Source organism: Streptomyces sp. NPDC107581, from assembly GCF_055657175.1.
In genome coordinates, this window is the sequence record NZ_JBVKBH010000024.1 from 13,936 (window position 1) to 30,164 (window position 16,229).

16 protein-coding genes are annotated in these 16,229 nt (G+C 72.4%); 4 read left to right on the forward strand and 12 right to left on the reverse strand.

The window, feature by feature from the left end; genetic code table 11:
* Positions 1-11 precede the first annotated feature (11 nt).
* The 5 genes from ACZ7P3_RS39190 to ACZ7P3_RS39210 form a co-directional block, all read right to left on the reverse strand.
* A complete protein-coding gene (locus ACZ7P3_RS39190; protein WP_020942391.1) occupies positions 12-251 on the reverse strand; it encodes a hypothetical protein in 240 nt (79 codons plus the stop codon).
* A complete protein-coding gene (gene gatA / locus ACZ7P3_RS39195; RefSeq protein WP_472089198.1) occupies positions 248-1,741 on the reverse strand; it encodes an Asp-tRNA(Asn)/Glu-tRNA(Gln) amidotransferase subunit GatA in 1,494 nt (497 codons plus the stop codon). The genes ACZ7P3_RS39190 and gatA overlap by 4 nt, the downstream gene beginning before the upstream one ends.
* A 2-nt stretch (positions 1,742-1,743) precedes the next feature.
* Positions 1,744-2,040: an Asp-tRNA(Asn)/Glu-tRNA(Gln) amidotransferase subunit GatC gene (gene gatC, locus ACZ7P3_RS39200; protein WP_018531282.1), complete on the reverse strand. Its 297-nt coding sequence runs from the start codon at positions 2,038-2,040 to the stop codon at positions 1,744-1,746.
* Between the two features lie 94 nt (positions 2,041-2,134).
* Positions 2,135-2,629: a cupin domain-containing protein gene (locus ACZ7P3_RS39205; RefSeq protein WP_472089200.1), complete on the reverse strand. Its 495-nt coding sequence runs from the start codon at positions 2,627-2,629 to the stop codon at positions 2,135-2,137.
* A 28-nt stretch (positions 2,630-2,657) separates the two neighbouring features.
* Positions 2,658-3,029, reverse strand: a complete 372-nt coding sequence (locus ACZ7P3_RS39210) for a DUF4267 domain-containing protein (protein ID WP_472089202.1) — start codon at positions 3,027-3,029, stop codon at positions 2,658-2,660.
* An 86-nt stretch (positions 3,030-3,115) separates the two neighbouring features.
* Here ACZ7P3_RS39210 and ACZ7P3_RS39215 point away from each other — a divergent pair, with 86 nt between their 5' ends.
* Positions 3,116-3,694 (forward strand): TetR/AcrR family transcriptional regulator, encoded by a 579-nt coding sequence (locus tag ACZ7P3_RS39215; protein WP_472089204.1) that lies wholly within the window; start codon positions 3,116-3,118, stop codon positions 3,692-3,694.
* Between the two features lie 239 nt (positions 3,695-3,933).
* Here ACZ7P3_RS39215 and ACZ7P3_RS39220 read toward each other — a convergent pair whose 3' ends face one another.
* The 5 genes from ACZ7P3_RS39220 to ACZ7P3_RS39240 form a co-directional block, all read right to left on the reverse strand.
* On the reverse strand, positions 3,934-6,174 hold the full coding sequence (locus tag ACZ7P3_RS39220; protein WP_472089206.1) for a putative bifunctional diguanylate cyclase/phosphodiesterase: 2,241 nt from the start codon (positions 6,172-6,174) through the stop codon (positions 3,934-3,936).
* Positions 6,175-6,431: 257 nt separating this feature from the next.
* Positions 6,432-8,627, reverse strand: a complete 2,196-nt coding sequence (ligA, locus tag ACZ7P3_RS39225; protein ID WP_472089207.1) for an NAD-dependent DNA ligase LigA — start codon at positions 8,625-8,627, stop codon at positions 6,432-6,434.
* Between the two features lie 15 nt (positions 8,628-8,642).
* Entirely contained in the window at positions 8,643-9,650 is a 1,008-nt protein-coding gene (locus tag ACZ7P3_RS39230) for a methionine synthase (RefSeq protein WP_472089209.1), read from the reverse strand.
* 106 nt (positions 9,651-9,756) lie between these two features.
* Positions 9,757-10,455 (reverse strand): SDR family oxidoreductase, encoded by a 699-nt coding sequence (locus ACZ7P3_RS39235; RefSeq protein ID WP_472089210.1) that lies wholly within the window; start codon positions 10,453-10,455, stop codon positions 9,757-9,759.
* 7 nt (positions 10,456-10,462) lie between these two features.
* On the reverse strand, positions 10,463-11,002 hold the full coding sequence (locus ACZ7P3_RS39240; RefSeq protein ID WP_472089212.1) for an LOG family protein: 540 nt from the start codon (positions 11,000-11,002) through the stop codon (positions 10,463-10,465).
* A gap of 51 nt (positions 11,003-11,053) precedes the next feature.
* On the opposite strand from ACZ7P3_RS39240, the gene ACZ7P3_RS39245 reads away from it, so the two are divergent.
* Positions 11,054-11,377 carry a DUF427 domain-containing protein gene (locus ACZ7P3_RS39245; protein ID WP_472089214.1) on the forward strand — a complete coding sequence of 108 codons (324 nt, stop codon included), beginning with the start codon at positions 11,054-11,056 and terminating at the stop codon, positions 11,375-11,377.
* 37 nt (positions 11,378-11,414) lie between these two features.
* Positions 11,415-12,197, forward strand: a complete 783-nt coding sequence (locus tag ACZ7P3_RS39250) for an alpha/beta fold hydrolase (RefSeq protein WP_472089215.1) — start codon at positions 11,415-11,417, stop codon at positions 12,195-12,197.
* Between the two features lie 164 nt (positions 12,198-12,361).
* On the opposite strand, the gene mnmA is transcribed toward ACZ7P3_RS39250, so the two are convergent.
* Positions 12,362-13,492, reverse strand: coding sequence for a tRNA 2-thiouridine(34) synthase MnmA (gene mnmA, locus ACZ7P3_RS39255; RefSeq protein WP_472089217.1), 1,131 nt, complete (start codon positions 13,490-13,492; stop codon positions 12,362-12,364).
* A 60-nt stretch (positions 13,493-13,552) separates the two neighbouring features.
* Here mnmA and ACZ7P3_RS39260 point away from each other — a divergent pair, with 60 nt between their 5' ends.
* On the forward strand, positions 13,553-14,236 hold the full coding sequence (locus ACZ7P3_RS39260) for an N-acetylmuramoyl-L-alanine amidase (RefSeq protein WP_472089218.1): 684 nt from the start codon (positions 13,553-13,555) through the stop codon (positions 14,234-14,236).
* A 392-nt stretch (positions 14,237-14,628) separates the two neighbouring features.
* Here the strand turns inward: ACZ7P3_RS39260 and ACZ7P3_RS39265 are convergent, their stop codons facing one another.
* Complete coding sequence (locus ACZ7P3_RS39265; RefSeq protein WP_472089219.1) at positions 14,629-15,798, reverse strand: cysteine desulfurase family protein; 1,170 nt, start codon at positions 15,796-15,798, stop codon at positions 14,629-14,631.
* Between the last annotated feature and the right edge of the window lie 431 nt (positions 15,799-16,229).

Below are 16,229 nucleotides of genomic sequence, written 5' to 3' on the forward strand. Positions count from 1 at the left end.
AAACTTCCCTCTCAGCCCAGCAGGACGTCGTCGTCGCCCAGCCGCTTCAGCTCGCGGTAGAGGATGGCGAGGCCGGTGACGATCGCGACGGCGGACACGGTGGCGTCGATCAGACGCAGGGTGTCGTGCTCGGCGCGCGCCTTCTTGATCTGCTTGGCCACACCGAACGCGCCGAACGCGGTCCCGGCCATCGACAGGTACGTGCCGGACTTCGACTTCTTGAAGCCCTTGGCCTTGTTCAGTGCACTCACAGTGACGGAGCCTCCTCGAGCAGCGGGTGCCCCCACTTTTCCACGAAGGCGGCCTCGACGGCGGCGCCGACCTTGTACAGCCGGTCGTCCTTCAGCGCGGGGGCGATGATCTGCAGGCCCACCGGGAGGTTGTCCTCCGGGGCGAGACCGCAGGGCAGTGACATGGCCGCGTTGCCCGCCAGGTTGGTCGGGATGGTGCACAGGTCGGCCAGGTACATCGCCATCGGGTCGTCCGCGCGCTCGCCGATCGCGAAGGCGGTGGTCGGGGTCGTCGGGGAGACGATCACGTCGACCTGCTCGAAAGCCTTCTCGAAGTCGCGCGTGATGAGCGTGCGGACCTTCTGCGCGGAGCCGTAGTAGGCGTCGTAGTAGCCGCTCGACAGGGCGTAGGTGCCGAGCATGATGCGGCGCTTGACCTCGGGGCCGAAGCCGGCCTCGCGGGTCAGGGAGGTGACCTCCTCGGCCGAGTGGCTGCCGTCGTCGCCGGTGCGCCGGCCGTACCGCAGGCCGTCGAAGCGGGCGAGGTTGGAGGAGCACTCGGAGGGGGCGATCAGGTAGTACGCCGACAGGGCGAGGTCGAAGGACGGGCAGTCCAGCTCGACGATCTCGGCGCCCAGCTCCTTGAGCAGCGCGACGGACTCGTCGAAGCGCTGGATGACACCGGCCTGGTAGCCCTCGCCGCGGAACTGCTTGACCACGCCGACCCGCATGCCCTCGACGCTGCCGTTGCGCGCGGCCTCGACCACCGGCGGGACGGGGGCGTCGATGGAGGTGGAGTCGAGCGGGTCGTGCCCGGCGATGACCTCGTGCAGGAGCGCCGCGTCCAGGACCGTACGGGCGCAGGGGCCGCCCTGGTCGAGAGAGGACGAGAACGCCACCATGCCGAAGCGGGAGACCGCGCCGTAGGTCGGCTTCACGCCGACCGTGCCGGTGACGGCGGCCGGCTGGCGGATGGAGCCGCCGGTGTCGGTGCCGATGGCGAGCGGCGCCTGGAAGGAGGCCAGCGCGGCGGAGGAACCGCCACCCGAGCCACCGGGGATCCTGGTGAGGTCCCAGGGGTTGCCGGTCGGGCCGTAGGCGCTGTTCTCGGTGGAGGACCCCATGGCGAACTCGTCCATGTTGGTCTTGCCGAGGATGACCACGTCGGCGGCCTTCAGCCGCTTGGTGAGCGTCGCGTCGTACGGCGGGATCCAGCCTTCGAGGATCTTCGAGCCGACGGTCGTGGGTACGCCCTCGGTGGTGAAGATGTCCTTGAGTGCGAGCGGGACGCCGGCCAGCGGGCCGAGCTTCTCGCCGCGGGCCCGCTTCTCGTCGACGGCGCGGGCCTGCGCGAGCGCGCCCTCGCGGTCGACGTGCAGGAAGGCGTGGACCTTCTCGTCCACGGCCTCGATGCGGGCGAGGTGGGCCTCGGTCACCTCGACGGCCGTCAGCTCGCCGGAGGCGATCTTCTCGGCGGTCTCGGCGGCCGTGAGCTTGATGATGTCCGTCATGGTCAGTCCTCCCCCAGGATCTGCGGCACCTTGAAACGCTGCTGCTCCTGGGCCGGGGCGCCGGAGAGCGCCTGCTCGGGGGTGAGCGAGGGACGGACCTCGTCCGCGCGCATGACGTTCGTCAGCGGCAGCGGGTGGGAGGTCGGCGGTACGTCTTGGTCGGCGACCTCGCTGACGCGGGCGACCGCGCCGATGATGTCGTCCAGCTGTCCCGCGAAGTGGTCGAGTTCTTCGGGCTTCAGCTCCAGACGCGCCAGCCGGGCGAGGTGGGCGACCTCCTCGCGCGTGATGCCAGGCATGCAGCGATCCTCTGGGGTGAGTGTGAGTGCTTTGAGCCCAATCCTATGGGGCGGGCCCCGGTGCCCGTGAAACGGTTTGCCGGGACCCCGCGCGTCAGTGGCGTCGGGCGTCCCACACCGCGCTCTTCAGGAAGTGGTTGTCGTACAGCTCCTGCACCTCCAGCAGGCTCTCCGGCGGGACCTCGCCGAGGGCGACGCGCCGGAGGTGGCGGAAGTATGCGAAGCGCTCGACGCCCGGTGCGAGGACGATGAGCAGGTCGGCGTCGGCGCCGGGTACGGCGGCGAATGCGTGCGGTCTGCCGGGCGGGACGACGACGAGGTCACCGGGGCCCGCGGTGACGACGTCCTCGCCGGAGAGGATGTCGGCGGCTCCGTCCAGCAGGAAGAACATCTCGGCGGAGTTGTCGTGCCGGTGCGGCTTGGCGCCGTCGGCGCCCGCCGTGAGGGTGACGCGCTGGGTGGACAGGGCGCCGCCGGTCCGGCTGCTGTCGGCCAGCAGCCGCATGGTGGTGGGTGCGCGGCCGACGACCTCGGCCTCGGCCTCCCGGACGATCACGGTCTCGTCGAACTTCGGTACGAACATCGACATGACGCTTCCCCTGTGAGCGATCGGGTGATCAGACGGCGAACAGCAGGGCCGCACTGATCAGTACAACGACCGCGGTGGCGAAGTGGATCCCGTAGGCCACGGCCTTTGCACCGCCGTTGCGCAGGACTATCAGCGTGTCGAAGAGCGGCACCAGTGCCACGCAGAGCATGAACAGCGCCTCGGCACGGGCACCGTCGAAGGCCAGCAGGGCGAGGCCCATCAGGCCGAGCGTGCCGTCCCTGAGGCCCTTGACCGAGAGGTAGGCACGGGCGTCGCCGTCCGGCCGGGCCGGGACGCCGTAGCCGGCGGCGGCGGAGGCGGGCTGGAACAGGAAGCGGTACCCGAGGAACACGCAGAACAGGTCGAGTACGACGGCCAGGGTGTACGCGGTGACGGTCATGTCTCTCTCCTTGCTAGCAGCGCTAGGGACATGAGCGAAGCTAGCAGAGCGTCGACAGATTGGCTAGCGATGCTAGAATCACGGTCATGTCGATCCAGACGCGCCGGGAGCGCGAACGAGCGGAACGCGAGCGGCTGATCGTCACGGCCGCGCGGGAGCTGGCCGAGGCGGAGGGCTGGGACGCGGTGACCACCCGCCGGCTGGCCGCCGAGATCGAGTACAGCCAGCCCGTCCTCTACAGCCACTTCAAGGGCAAGGACGCGATCATGGCGGCGGTCGCGGTCCAGGGCTGCGCCGACCTGGCGGTCGAGCTGCGGCGGGCGCGCACGGCGGCGCCGGGCACGCGGGAGGCGCTGACGGCGGTGGCGGAGACGTACACGTCCTTCGCGCGGCGGCGGCCGGCCCTCTACGACGCGATGTTCACCCACCTGGTGGATCTGCCGTTCGCCACCGAGGAGGCCCCGGCACCGTTGAAGGAGGCGTTCGGCGAGCTGTTCTCCGTCGTGGAGCCGATCGCGGCCGAGGGCGACGATCCCGGCCTGCTGACGGAGACGTTCTGGGCGGGCCTGCACGGCTTGGCGACGCTGATGAGAAGCGGACGCCTTCCGGCGGAGGCGCACGAGCGCCGGCTGGCGCTCCTGATCGGACACTTCGCGGGGAACTGACACCCCGTATCCGCCGACGGCGGCCGGCCCCGCGGGATCGGCCCCGGGGAGAAAGGTGAAAGGGACGGGATCGGCCACGGGGAAAGGGAAAGGGGGCACCGCCGCTCCAGCCGCGCCGCACGGGCACGCGGCCGCTGCGGCCGCAGCACCCGGACCGCCCGAGGCCGCCGGCGGCGATCGGCCCCCACGGGAAGGGGCAGGTCTTCGGCCGAGTCGAACGGGCGGGCCGGCGGGAAGAACTACTCGGCGGCCGGCAGCGCAGCCCGCGGGCGCTGCCATCCGCGGGAGCCCCGCGCCCGCAGCCACGCCGTCGTCTCCTCGGGCGGCATCGCCGCGGCGACCAGCCACCCCTGGACCGCGTCACAGCCGAGGTCGCGCAGCCGCTCCCAGGTCTCGTCGTCCTCCACGCCCTCGGCCACGACCAGGAGCCCGAGCGAGTGCGCCAGATCCACGGTGCAGCGCACGATCTCCGCGTCCTCGTTGTCCACGGCCAGCCGGGCCACGAAGGAACGGTCGATCTTCAGCTCGCTCACCGGCAGCCGGCGCAGATGCACCAGCGAGGAGTACCCGGTGCCGAAGTCGTCGAGGGACATCTTCACGCCGTGCCCGGTGAGTCCGGCGAGGGTGTCGGCGGCCCGCTGCGGATCCTCCAGCAGCACATGCTCGGTTATCTCCAGCTGGAGCGCCCCCGCGGGGACTCCGTGCCGGGCCAGGCGCGCGGCGACCGAGCCCGCGAAGCCGGGGGTGTGCACATCGCGCGGGGAGACGTTGACCGCCACCGGCACCCGCAGCCCCTGCGCCCGCCACCGGGCGACCTGCGCGAGCGCGGTCTCCAGCACATACTCGGTCAGATGGGGCATCAGCCCCGAGGATTCGGCGATCGCTATGAACTCGTCCGGCGGCACCTTCCCGCGCTCGGGATGCACCCAGCGCACCAGCGCCTCGAGGCCGGCGACCTGTCCGTCGAAGCGGACCTTGGGCTGGTAGTGCAGCTGCACCTCGTGCGCGTCCAGGGCCCGGCGCAGATCGCCCAGCAGGCCCAGCCGGTCCGGGGTGTTGGAGTCCCGCTTGGACTCGTAGACCTCGACGCCCGTACGGTCCCGCTTCGCCTGGTACATCGCCACGTCCGCCCGCCGCAGCAGCCCCTCGGCGTCCAGGGCGTGGTCGGGGAAGACGGCGACGCCCGCGCTGGCCTCCAGGACGAGGGTGAGTCCGTCCAGGTCGAGCGGCGAGCTGAGGGCGGCGACGAGGCCGCGGGCGACGCGCGTGGCCGACGTGGTGGAGTCGGCGACGGGGAGTAAGACGGCGAACTCGTCACCGCCGAGCCGGGCGGCCTCCGCGCCCCGCGGCAGGGCGAGCCGGAGCCGGTCGGCTATCTGCAACAGCAGCCGGTCACCGGCGAGATGACCGAGGGTGTCGTTCACCGACCGGAATCGGTCGAGGTCGATCAGCATGAGGGCGGTGCGCGCGCCTATCCGCTCCGCGTCGTCGAGGGCGGTCCAGATGCGCTCCAGCAGCCACTGCCGGTTGGGCAGTCCGGTCAGCGGGTCGCGCAGCTGCTCCTCGGCACGGGCCCGGGCCATCCACAGCGTGGAGTCGAGGGCGACCAGCGGGATGGCGAACAGCGGCAGCAGCACCGGCTGGGCGTCGGCGACCACGCACACGAGCGGCGCGATCCCGAGCAGCGCGACGGCGACCAGACCCTGCCTGACCAGGGCGGTGCGGGCGATGGTGGGCAGCCCCCCGCCGCGCGGGGCGTGCAGGTACCACAGCAGGCCGCGGCTCACCGCGAGGTAGGCGGCCGCCACGAGGACCACCTCGGGGACCGTGGCGATGCTCCAGCTGTCCGGCCGCCAGGGCTGCTCGACGCTCGGCACCCGCCCGAAGGAGCCGAGCACCAGGGCGCCGACGCTGATCCCCAGGATGTCCACGGCACCGTGCAGCAGGCCCTGCCGCCAGCGGTGCCGCCTGGCTATGCCGACCAGGACGACGACGGTGAGACTGACCATCCAGGCGGGCACCCAGCCGAACAGCAGCAGGACGGCGAGGGTGAGGGCGGCGCCGGAGCCGGTGCCGCCCCACCAGCGGGCCCGGCCGAGCATCACGAGATGGCCGACGATGATGCCGGTGAGCACGGCCAGCGACCAGCCGGCCGTGCCGCCCGGGAAGAGCGCGTGGTTGCCGGTGAAGGCGCGGTAGAAGCCCGCGCCCAGGGCGAATCCGGCGGCGGCCACGACGGCCGCGGGCAGTGCGGGCCAGGACACGTGCCGTTCGGAGTCCGCGTCGGACAGCGCGGGCGCGGGCTCGATGGCCAGTGGGATCGTGGGGTGTGTCTCGGACGCGGTGCCCGGTCCTGCCTGGCGGGTCCGGGTGCCCGTGCGCTCGGCGCCCCGCCCGGTCCACCGGCTTCCCCGCCACGCGCCCGCACGGCGGCGCAGGCGCGGCCGTACGTCCGGGGCGGCGCTCTCGGTCGGTTCCATTCCCGTCCCTCTCACAGCCGGCGGTGCCCACGCCTCGCGGCCCGATGCCCGACAACCATCGGCGTCCGCGTTGGAAAACCCTTCCCCGTGCCCTCGGCGAGCAGGGGAATGCCCCAACCGCAGCTGGGCACGGCAGGCGCACACCTCAACAGTAGGCCGCAGAAGGCTTTCTCGGGCAGCGGTCGTCGACGGTTGCCCGAATGCGCCCGGGCCACCCGTATGCATCTGATATGCGCCGATCGGGTGGCCTTCAACCGCTACTCCCCGGTCGGAAGCGCGACTTCGGCCGCCGCGTCGGGGCCCTGCTCCAGAAGGACGCCGAAACCGTCCTCGTTCAGAACCGGAACCTTGAGCTGCATGGCCTTGTCGTACTTCGATCCCGGGCTGTCGCCCACGACGACAAATGAAGTCTTCTTCGATACAGAACCGGTCACCTTGGCACCGCGGGTCTGCAGCGCCTCCTTGGCCCCGTCGCGGGTGAAGTTCTCCAGCGTGCCGGTGACGACGACGGTGAGTCCCTCCAGCGGGCGCGGCCCTTCGTCCTCGCCGGAGGACTGGTCCTCCAGCGGGACTCCGGCGGCCTTCCACTTTCGGATGATCTCGCGGTGCCAGTCCTCGGCGAACCACTCCTTGAGAGCGGCGGCGATGATGGGCCCCACCCCGTCGGTGTTCGCCAGTTCCGCCTCGTCGGCCTGTTCGATGCGGTCGATCGAGCGGAACTCGCGCGCGAGGGCCTGCGCGGCCACCGGCCCGACGTGCCGGATGGACAGACCGTTGAGGAACCGGGCGAGCGGCCGCTCCTTGGCCGCCTCGATGTACTCCAGCAGCGCGAGGGTGTTCTTCTTCGGCTCGCCCTTCTGATTGGCGAAGACCGTGACGACCTTCTCCTCGCCGGTCTTGGGGTCCCGCTTGGGCAGACCGCTGTCCGGGTCGAGGACATGGGCCTTGATGGGCAGCAGCTTCTCCACCGTCAGGTCGAACAGGTCGCCCTCGTCCACCAGCGGCGGCTCGGCCGGCTCCAGCGGGCGGGTGAGCGCGGCCGCGGCCACCGCGCCGAAGTGCTCGATGTCCAGGCACTCACGGCCCGCGAGGTAGGAGACACGCTCGCGCAACTGGGCCGGGCAGGTACGCGCGTTGGGGCAGCGGAGGTCGATGTCGCCCTCCTTCATGGGCCGCAGGGCGGTGCCGCACTCCGGGCACTCGCCCGGCATCACGAACTCCCGCTCGCTGCCGTCGCGCAGGTCCACCACCGGGCCGAGGATCTCCGGGATGACGTCACCCGCCTTGCGGATGACCACGGTGTCGCCGATGAGCACGCCCTTGGCCTTGACGACCTCCTGGTTGTGCAGGGTGGCGAACTCGACCTCGCTGCCGGCCACCGTGACCGGCTCGACCTGGGCGTACGGCGTGACGCGACCGGTGCGCCCGACACCCACCTTGATGTCGATGAGCTTGGTGTTGACCTCTTCCGGCGCGTACTTGTAGGCGATCGCCCAGCGCGGGGCCCGCGCGGTGGAGCCGAGACGGCCCTGGAGGCGGATCTCGTCCAGCTTGACGACGACGCCGTCGATCTCGTGCTCCACGGAGTGGCGGTTCTCGCCGTAGTGGGCGATGAACGCGCGCACCCCGTCGAGGTCGTCGACCACGCGGTTGTGCCGGGAGGTGGGCAGGCCCCAGGTCTTCAGCAGGTCGTAGGCCTGGGAGAGACGGGTCATGCCCGAGAAGCCCTCCAGGGCGCCGATGCCGTGGACCACCATGTGCAGCGGGCGGGTGGCGGTGACGCGCGGGTCCTTCTGGCGCAGCGAACCGGCGGCCGCGTTGCGGGGGTTGGCGAAGGGCTTGTCACCGGCCGCGACCAGGCGGGCGTTCAGCTCCTCGAACTTCTCCATCGGGAAGTAGACCTCGCCGCGGATCTCCACGAGGTCGGGGACGTCGTCGCCGTGCAGACGGTCCGGGATCTCCGCGATCGTGCGGACGTTCGGGGTGATGTCCTCGCCGGTGCGGCCGTCGCCCCGGGTCGCCGCGCGCGTGAGGCGTCCGTGCTCGTAGGTGAGGTTGACGGCGAGGCCGTCGACCTTGAGCTCGCACAGGAAGTGGTACTCCTGCTCGCCCAGCTCCCTGGCGATGCGGTCGGCCCAGGCGGCCAGGTCGTCGTCGTTGAAGGTGTTGTCGAGCGAGAGCATCCGCTGGCGGTGCTCGACCGCCGTGAACTCCGTCTCGTACGACCCCGCGACCTTCTGGGTCGGCGAGTCCGGCGTGCGCAGCTCCGGATACTCCTCCTCCAGCGCCTCCAGCGTCTTCAGAAGCTTGTCGAACTCCGCGTCGCTGATGACGGGAGCGTCCTTCACGTAGTACCGGAAGCGGTGCTCCTCGATCTGCTCAGCGAGCTGCGCGTGCCTCTCACGTGCCTCGGCGGGCACTGCCGTCTCCGCCTGCTGCTTGTCGCCGGCCACCGTGTCGTCCTCCCGTTACTCTGGGTTGTCCGCGAGGGATCTCGCCGCCTGGACGCAGTGGGCGAGCACCTGGCGTGCGTAGGCGGGGGAAGCACCCGCGAGACCGCACGCCGGGGTGACCGTGACCGCCTCCGCGAGCAGCCCGGGATGCAGCCCCAGCCTGCGCCACAGCGTCCTGACACCCATGACGCTACCGGCAGGGTCTGACAACGGGCCGTCCGTGCCCGGTGCGACACCGGCGAAGAGGCGGGTGCCCCCTTCCACGGCCTCACCGATGGTGTCGTCGTCACGCTCGGTGAGGAGGGAGAAGTCGAAGGAGACGGCCGCCGCGCCGGCCCGGCGCAGGAGGGCGAAGGGCACGTCCGGGGCGCAGGAGTGGACGGCCACGGGTCCGCCGTCGTGCACGCCGATGACGTCCCGCAGGACGGACTCCACGAGCTGCCGGTCCACGGCCCGGTGCGCGCGGTAGCCGCTGGCGGTACGGACCTGTCCGCGCAGCACGGCGGTGAGGGAGGGCTCGTCGAGCTGGAGGACGAGCCGGGCGCCGGGGATCCGCCGCCGGACCTCGGCGAGGTGGAGCCGCAGTCCCTCGGTGAGGGAGGCGGCGAGGTCACGGCAGGCGCCGGGGTCGGAGAGGGCGGCCTCGCCGTTCTTCAGCTCCAGGGCGGCGGCCAGCGTCCAGGGGCCGACCGCCTGCACCTTGAGGTCGCCCTCGTAGCCCTGGGTGAACTCCTCCAGGGCGTCGAGGTCCTCCCCCAGCCAGGACCGCGCCCGCTTGGTGTCCCGCCCCGGCCGGTCCCCGATCCGCCAGCCGCTGGGCTCCACGCGCGCGTACAGCTCGACGAGCATTCCGGCGGTACGGCCGATCATGTCGGCGCCGGGGCCGCGGGCGGGCAGCTCGGCCAGATACGGAAAGTCCTCGAAGCTGCCGGTGACGGTCTTGGCCGCCTCCCGCGCGTCCCCGCCGGGCATGGACCCCACACCGGTGGCTCCCGGGAACCTGAACTCGCTGTTCTCACTCACCCCGGCAGGGTATGCCGTACCCGCCCCAGGGAGCCCCGCCCCCGGACCCCGGCCCATGCCCACCGGCCACCCACCCGGCCGGCGGGAAAGCGGGGGCCGGCGCCGCTCACCGCCCCGGCCGCACCATGAGGTCGTTGACCTCTGCGTCCCCCGGCAGGTCCAGGGACATCAGGATCGTCGTCGCCACCGACTCCGGGTCGATCCACCTGCCCGGGTCGTAGTCCTTGCCCTCCTGCTGGTGGACCTTGGCCTGCATGGGGCTGGCGGTGCGGCCGGGGTAGACGGACGTGACGCGGACGCCGTTGCCGTGCTCCTCCTGGCGCAGGGAGTCGGCCAGGGCCTTCAGGCCGTGCTTGGAGGCGGCGTACGCGGACCAGCCGGCGTGGGCGGTGAGTCCGGCACCGGAGTTGACGAAGATCACATGGCCGTGGGCGACGCGGAGCTGGGGCAGGAAGTGCCGGGTCAGCTCGGCGGGAGCGATCAGGTTGACGTTGAGCTGGTGGCGCCAGGACTTCGGGGTCAGCTCGCCGACCTCGCCGAGGTCCACCACTCCGGCGATGTGGAGCAGCGAGTCGACCCGCTCCGGGAGCGTCTGGTGCGAGAAGGCCCAGGAGAGCTTGTCGGGGTCGGAGAGGTCGCCGACCAGGGTGCGCGCCCCGGGGAACCCGGCCGCCAGTTCCTTCGCGCGGCCCGCGTCGCGCGCGTGCAGGACGAGTTCGTCCCCGCGCGCGTGCAGACGGCGGGCGACGGCCGCGCCGATGCCGGAACCGGCCCCGGTGATCACATGAGTAGCCATGCGAGCCATGCTCGCATCAGCGCGACGGCAGTGACTTCTCGAGGTGGGCGAGTGCGTCGGCCGGCTCCGCGGCGAAGAGCATCAGCTCGGACAGCGGACGCGGCAGGAAGCCCTCGTCCTCCATGCGGCGGAACTGCTCCTCGAGGCCGTCGTAGAAGCCCGCCGTGTTCAGCAGCACCACCGGCTTGTCGGTGCGGCCGTGCTTCTTCAGCTCCAGGATCTCGGTGGCTTCGTCCAGCGTCCCGGTCCCGCCCACCATGATCACCACGGCGTCGGCCTTCTCCAGGAGCAGCTTCTTGCGCTCGGCGAGGTCGGCCGCGATGACCATCTCGTCGGCGCCGGGCCGCGCCTTCGTCGCCAGGAAGCCGACGGAGACCCCGAGCAGCCTGCCGCCCGCCTCCTGCACACCGTCGGCGACGACCTTCATCAGCCCGACGTTGGAACCGCCCCACACCAGCGTGTGCCCGCCCTTGCCGAGCAGCTTCGCGAACTCGCGCGCGGGGCGCGTGTACCGCTCGTCGAGGTCGGCCGCGGACAGGAAGACGCAGATATTCATGTCCCCCACCGTACGCGGGAAGAACTCCGGGCCCGCAGGCGCTGTTCCAGCATGACCCGTGGACACACCATCACCATCGAGAAGAGCGAGCGGCACGTGCGCGTGGTGCACGGCGACCAGGTGCTCGCGGAGACCGACCGCCCCCTCGTGCTGCGCGAGACGGGCTCTCCGGTGCGGTACTACATCCCCGCCGAGGACGTCCGCCTCGACCTGCTGACCCCGTCGGACACGCACACGGTGTGCCCCTTCAAGGGCACCGCGTCCTACTGGTCGCTGCCGGACGCGCCCGACCTGGTCTGGGCGTACCCGGACCCGAAGGCGGACGTGGCGGAGATCAGGGATCACTTCTGCTTCTACGACGTCGACGTGTCGTGACCGATGAGTCCGGCGCCGTGCGGCAGTCTGCACGGGCATGGACAAGAAGACGACTTCGCGCGACGGCACCGCCCTCGCGTACCGAGTGATCGGCCGGGGGCCGACGGTGATCCTGGTGAGCGGCGCGATGTCCACCGGAGGCACCGTGACGCCCCTGGCGCACCGGCTCGCCGACCACTGCACGGCCGTCGTCTACGACCGCCGGGGCCGCGGCGAGAGCGGCGACACGGCGCCGTACGCGGTGGCGCGTGAGGTGGAGGACCTGGCCGCGCTGATCGACGCGGTGGGCGGCCGGGCGGCGCTGTTCGGGGTCTCCTCGGGCGGGGCACTGGTGCTGGAGGCGGCGGCGAGCGGTCTTCCGGTCCGTCAGGCCGCCGTGTACGAGGCGCCGTTCGCGGACTTCCTGGACGGCGGCGCCGCGCGGGAGGCCGCGTACAAGGAGAACCTGGCCAAGGCGCTCGCCGAGGGCCGGCGCGGGGACGCGGTGGAGCTGTTCCTGCGTCTGACCGGCCTGGGCGAGGAGATGATCCGGGGCGCCCGCCAGTCGCCCATGTGGGCCGGCATGGAGGCCGTCGCCCCGAGTCTTGCGTACGACGACGCCGTCATGGGCGACGGTCTGCTGCCCCGGGAGCGACTGGCCGCGATCGCCGTGCCCGTTCTGGTGGTCGCGGGCGGGGCGAGCCCGGAGTGGATGCGCACGGCGAACCGCGCCGTGGCCGACGCGGTGCCGCAGAGCACCTACCGGGTGCTGGAGGGGCAGACGCACATGGCGGAGCCGGACGTGCTCGCCCCCGTGCTCGTCGAGTTCCTCACCGGGTGACCCGGCCCGGACGGCATGCCTCGCCGAGTGGCCCGGCCCGGGCGACGTGACCCGGCGGGTGGCCCGGCTGCCCCGCCGGGCGACTCGACTGCCGCGCCGGGCGGCCCGGCTGCCTCACCGGGTGACTCGGCCGGCTGCCGCGCCGGGCGGCCCGGCTCAGGCGGTCAGACCGCCGTTGCCGTCACGCGCGTGGTCGACGCGATCGTCGCCGAGCCCACCACGCGCGTGCCGTCGTAGAGCACGATCGCCTGGCCGGGGGCGACGCCGCGGACCGGCTCGGCGAAGGTGACGCGCAGCCCGCCGTCGACCGGCTCCGCCGTGACCTCGGTCTCGCCTCCGTGGGCGCGCAGCTGCGCGGTGTAGGTGCCCGGACCGGACGGTGCGGTGCCGCACCAGCGCGGCTTGATCGCCGTCAGGGCGTTGACGTCCAGGGCGGCGGCCGGGCCGACGGTCACCGTGTTGGTCACCGGGGAGATGTCGAGGACGTAGCGTGGCTTGCCGTCGTCGGCCGGGGTGCCGATGCGCAGGCCCTTGCGCTGGCCGATGGTGAAGCCGTAGGCGCCCTCGTGCGTGCCCAGCCTGGCGCCGGACTCGTCGACGATGTCGCCCTCCGCCTTGCCGAGCCGCTGGGCCAGGAAGCCCTGGGTGTCGCCGTCGGCGATGAAGCAGATGTCGTGCGAGTCGGGCTTCTTGGCCACGGCCAGGCCCCTGCGCTCGGCCTCCGCGCGGATCTCGTCCTTGGTGGTGACCGTGTCGCCGAGCGGGAACAGCGCGTGCGCGAGCTGCCTCTCGTCCAGAACGCCGAGCACGTACGACTGGTCCTTGGCCATGTCGGAGGCGCGGTGCAGCTCGCGGGAGCCGTCCTCGCCCACGATCACCTTGGCGTAGTGGCCGGTGCAGACCGCGTCGAAGCCGAGTGCCAGCGCCTTGTCCAGCAGCGCGGCGAACTTGATCTTCTCGTTGCAGCGCAGGCACGGGTTGGGGGTGCGGCCGGCCTCGTACTCGGCGATGAAGTCCTCGACCACGTCCTCGCGGAAGCGGTCGGCGAGGTCCCAGACGTAGAACGGGATGCCGATGACGTCGGCCGCGCGGCGGGCGTCACGCGAGTCCTCGATGGTGCAACAGCCCCGCGCGCCGGTGCGGAAGGACTGCGGGTTCGCGGAGAGCGCGAGGTGGACGCCGGTCACGTCGTGGCCCGCCTCGGCCGCGCGGGCGGCGGCGACGGCGGAGTCCACGCCGCCCGACATGGCGGCGAGGACGCGGAGGGGGCGGGGGCGCTGCGGGGTGTCAGTCATAGCCCTTCCAGGGTACGGGGGCGCGGGAACCGGAACCGCCGGATATCCGTTGACGATCGCATGGGGGCGACGAGCGGGCGGACGGCAGGGGCGGCGGGCGGGGACGCGGACCGGCGGCTGGGGCGGCGGGCCCTGCTGGTCGGCGGGGCCGCGGCCGCCGTGGGCACGGCCGTGCTGGCCCGGCAGGAGCTGTCCCGTCTGTGGTGGCGGCTGCCGGGGGTGGACAGACCGCGGGTGGCGGGGGCGGTCGACTTCCGTGGGGCGCGGTGGTTGGCGGCCTCACCGGCGAACTACCGGCGGGCGGACCGGCCGGACGACTACGCGGTGGACCGGGTGGTCGTCCATGTCACGCAGGGCGGCTACGGCAGCGCGGTGAAGGCCTTCCAGGACCCTGCGCACGGGGCGGCGGCGCACTACATCGTGCGCAGGGACGGCCGGATCACCCAGCTGGTCCGCGAGCTGGACGTGGCCTTCCACGCGGGCAACCGGGGGTACAACGAGCGCAGCGTCGGCATCGAGCACGAGGGCTTCGTGGAGGATCCCTCGTCCTTCACGGACGCGATGTACACGGCCTCGGCGCGGCTGACGGCCGCGATCTGCGGGCGCTACGACTTCTCCGCCGACCGGGAGCACGTCATCGGGCATGTGCAGGTGCCGGGCACGGACCACACCGACCCCGGGCCGCACTGGGACTGGGTGCGATACATGAGGCTGGTGCGGCAGATGAGCAGAGTCGGGGCATAACGGTACAAAGAATCATGATTCAGCACATGCCGTAACGCAGCGGACGTTCTATGCTGGAAGTCGCCTACGGGACGAGTGAGGGAGTTCGACCGGAGTAGCCGACTTTGGCGAGAGGCACACGGCTTCCGCTGGGGCCGACGTCGACGGTCGGACTGAGAGGCCGGAAGGTCGCATGTACTGGACTGGAAGGCGACCCCCAGTCACCTGATCCGGACAATACCGGCGAAGGGAACCCGTCTCGTAGGTTCTTTGTGCGCCCGCCCCGCTCCGGGCACCGGGCTCCGTGTCGCCACGCTTCGTGCGCTTGTGCCGGCACCGGGCTCAGGTGACCCGGGCTCCGTTTTTGCGGGCGCCGGTGCCGTGCGTACGACGCGTCAGGTCGCTTCCGGCGCTCAGCTGAGGCCCGCCGCGCGGGCCCGCTCCACCGCCGGTCCGATGGCCTTGGTGACCGCCTCGACGTCCGCCTCCGTGGAGCTGTGGCCGAGGGAGAAGCGCAGGGTGCCCCGGGCCAGGTCCGGGTCCGTGCCGGTGGCGAGCAGGACATGGCTGGGCTGCGCGACGCCGGCCGTGCAGGCGGAGCCGGTGGAGCACTCGATGCCCTGGGCGTCCAGCAGGAGCAGCAGGGAATCGCCCTCGCAGCCGGGGAAGGTGAAGTGCGCGTTGGCCGGGAGCCGTCCCCCGGGCGCCGGGTCACCACCGAGGATCGCGTCCGGTACGGCCGTACGGACGGCGGCGATCAGCCGGTCCCGCAGGGCCCCGATCTCGCGGGCGAACCACTCGCGCCGCTCGGCGGCGAGCCGGCCGGCCACCGCGAAGGAGGCGACGGCGGGGACGTCGAGGGTGCCGGAGCGTACGTGTCGCTCCTGGCCGCCGCCGTGCAGGACGGGTACGGGGGTGTACTCGCGGCCGAGCAGGAGCGCGCCGATGCCGTACGGGCCGCCCACCTTGTGCCCGGACACCGTCATCGCGGCGAGGCCGGAAGCGCCGAAGTCGACCGGGAGCTGGCCGAACGCCTGGACCGCGTCGGCGTGCAGGGGGACGCCGAACTCGCCTGCGGCTTCGGCCAGTTCATGGACCGGCAGTACCGTGCCGATCTCGTTGTTGGCCCACATCACGGTGGCCAGGGCGACGTCGTCGGGGTTGCGGGCGATGGCTTCGCGCAGCGCCTCGGGGTGGACCCTGCCGTAGGAGTCGACGGGGAGGTACTCGACGGTGGCGCCCTCGTGTTCGCCGAGCCAGTGCACGGCGTCGAGCACGGCGTGGTGCTCGACGGGGCTGGCCAGAACGCGGGTGCGGGCCGGGTCGGCGTCACGGCGGGACCAGTACAGGCCCTTCACCGCGAGGTTGTCGGCCTCGGTGCCGCCCGAGGTGAGGACGACCTCGCTGGGGCGGGCGCCCAGCGCCTCCGCGAGGGTTTCGCGGGACTCCTCGACCGTACGGCGGGCCCGGCGGCCTGAGGCGTGCAGGGAGGACGCGTTGCCGGTGATGCTCAGCTGGGCGGTCAGTGCCTCCGCCGCCTCCGGGAGCATCGGGGTCGTTGCGGCGTGGTCGAGGTAAGCCATGGTGCCGCCGATTCTACGGGGCCCCTGCGGGCGGGCTCGGGCCGCGTATCCCTGTCGGGCCCGGCCGTGCGCGCCGTGCGTGGACCGCTCCCGGGGTCGGTGGCGGCATACCCGGCGCCGCGGGCCGCGCCCACCCGTTCCGCCGTGCGGAACGACTGCCCACGGCGGGGGCGGGAGCCGGAGCGGGAGCGAGACCGAGTGATTGCTGACCGACTGCCCAGGGCGGGGGCGGGAGCCGGAGCGAGGCCGAGTGGTCGCTGACCGACCGCCCACGGCGAGGGCGGGAGTGGGGGTGGGAGCGAGGCCGAGAGCGGGGCCGGCCGTGTGCCCACGGTGAGAGCAGGGGTGGGAGCTGACCGGGCGCCCACGGCGGGGGCGGGCGTTGGCCGGATGCCCACGGTGAGAGCTGATCGGCCGCCCACGGCGAGCGC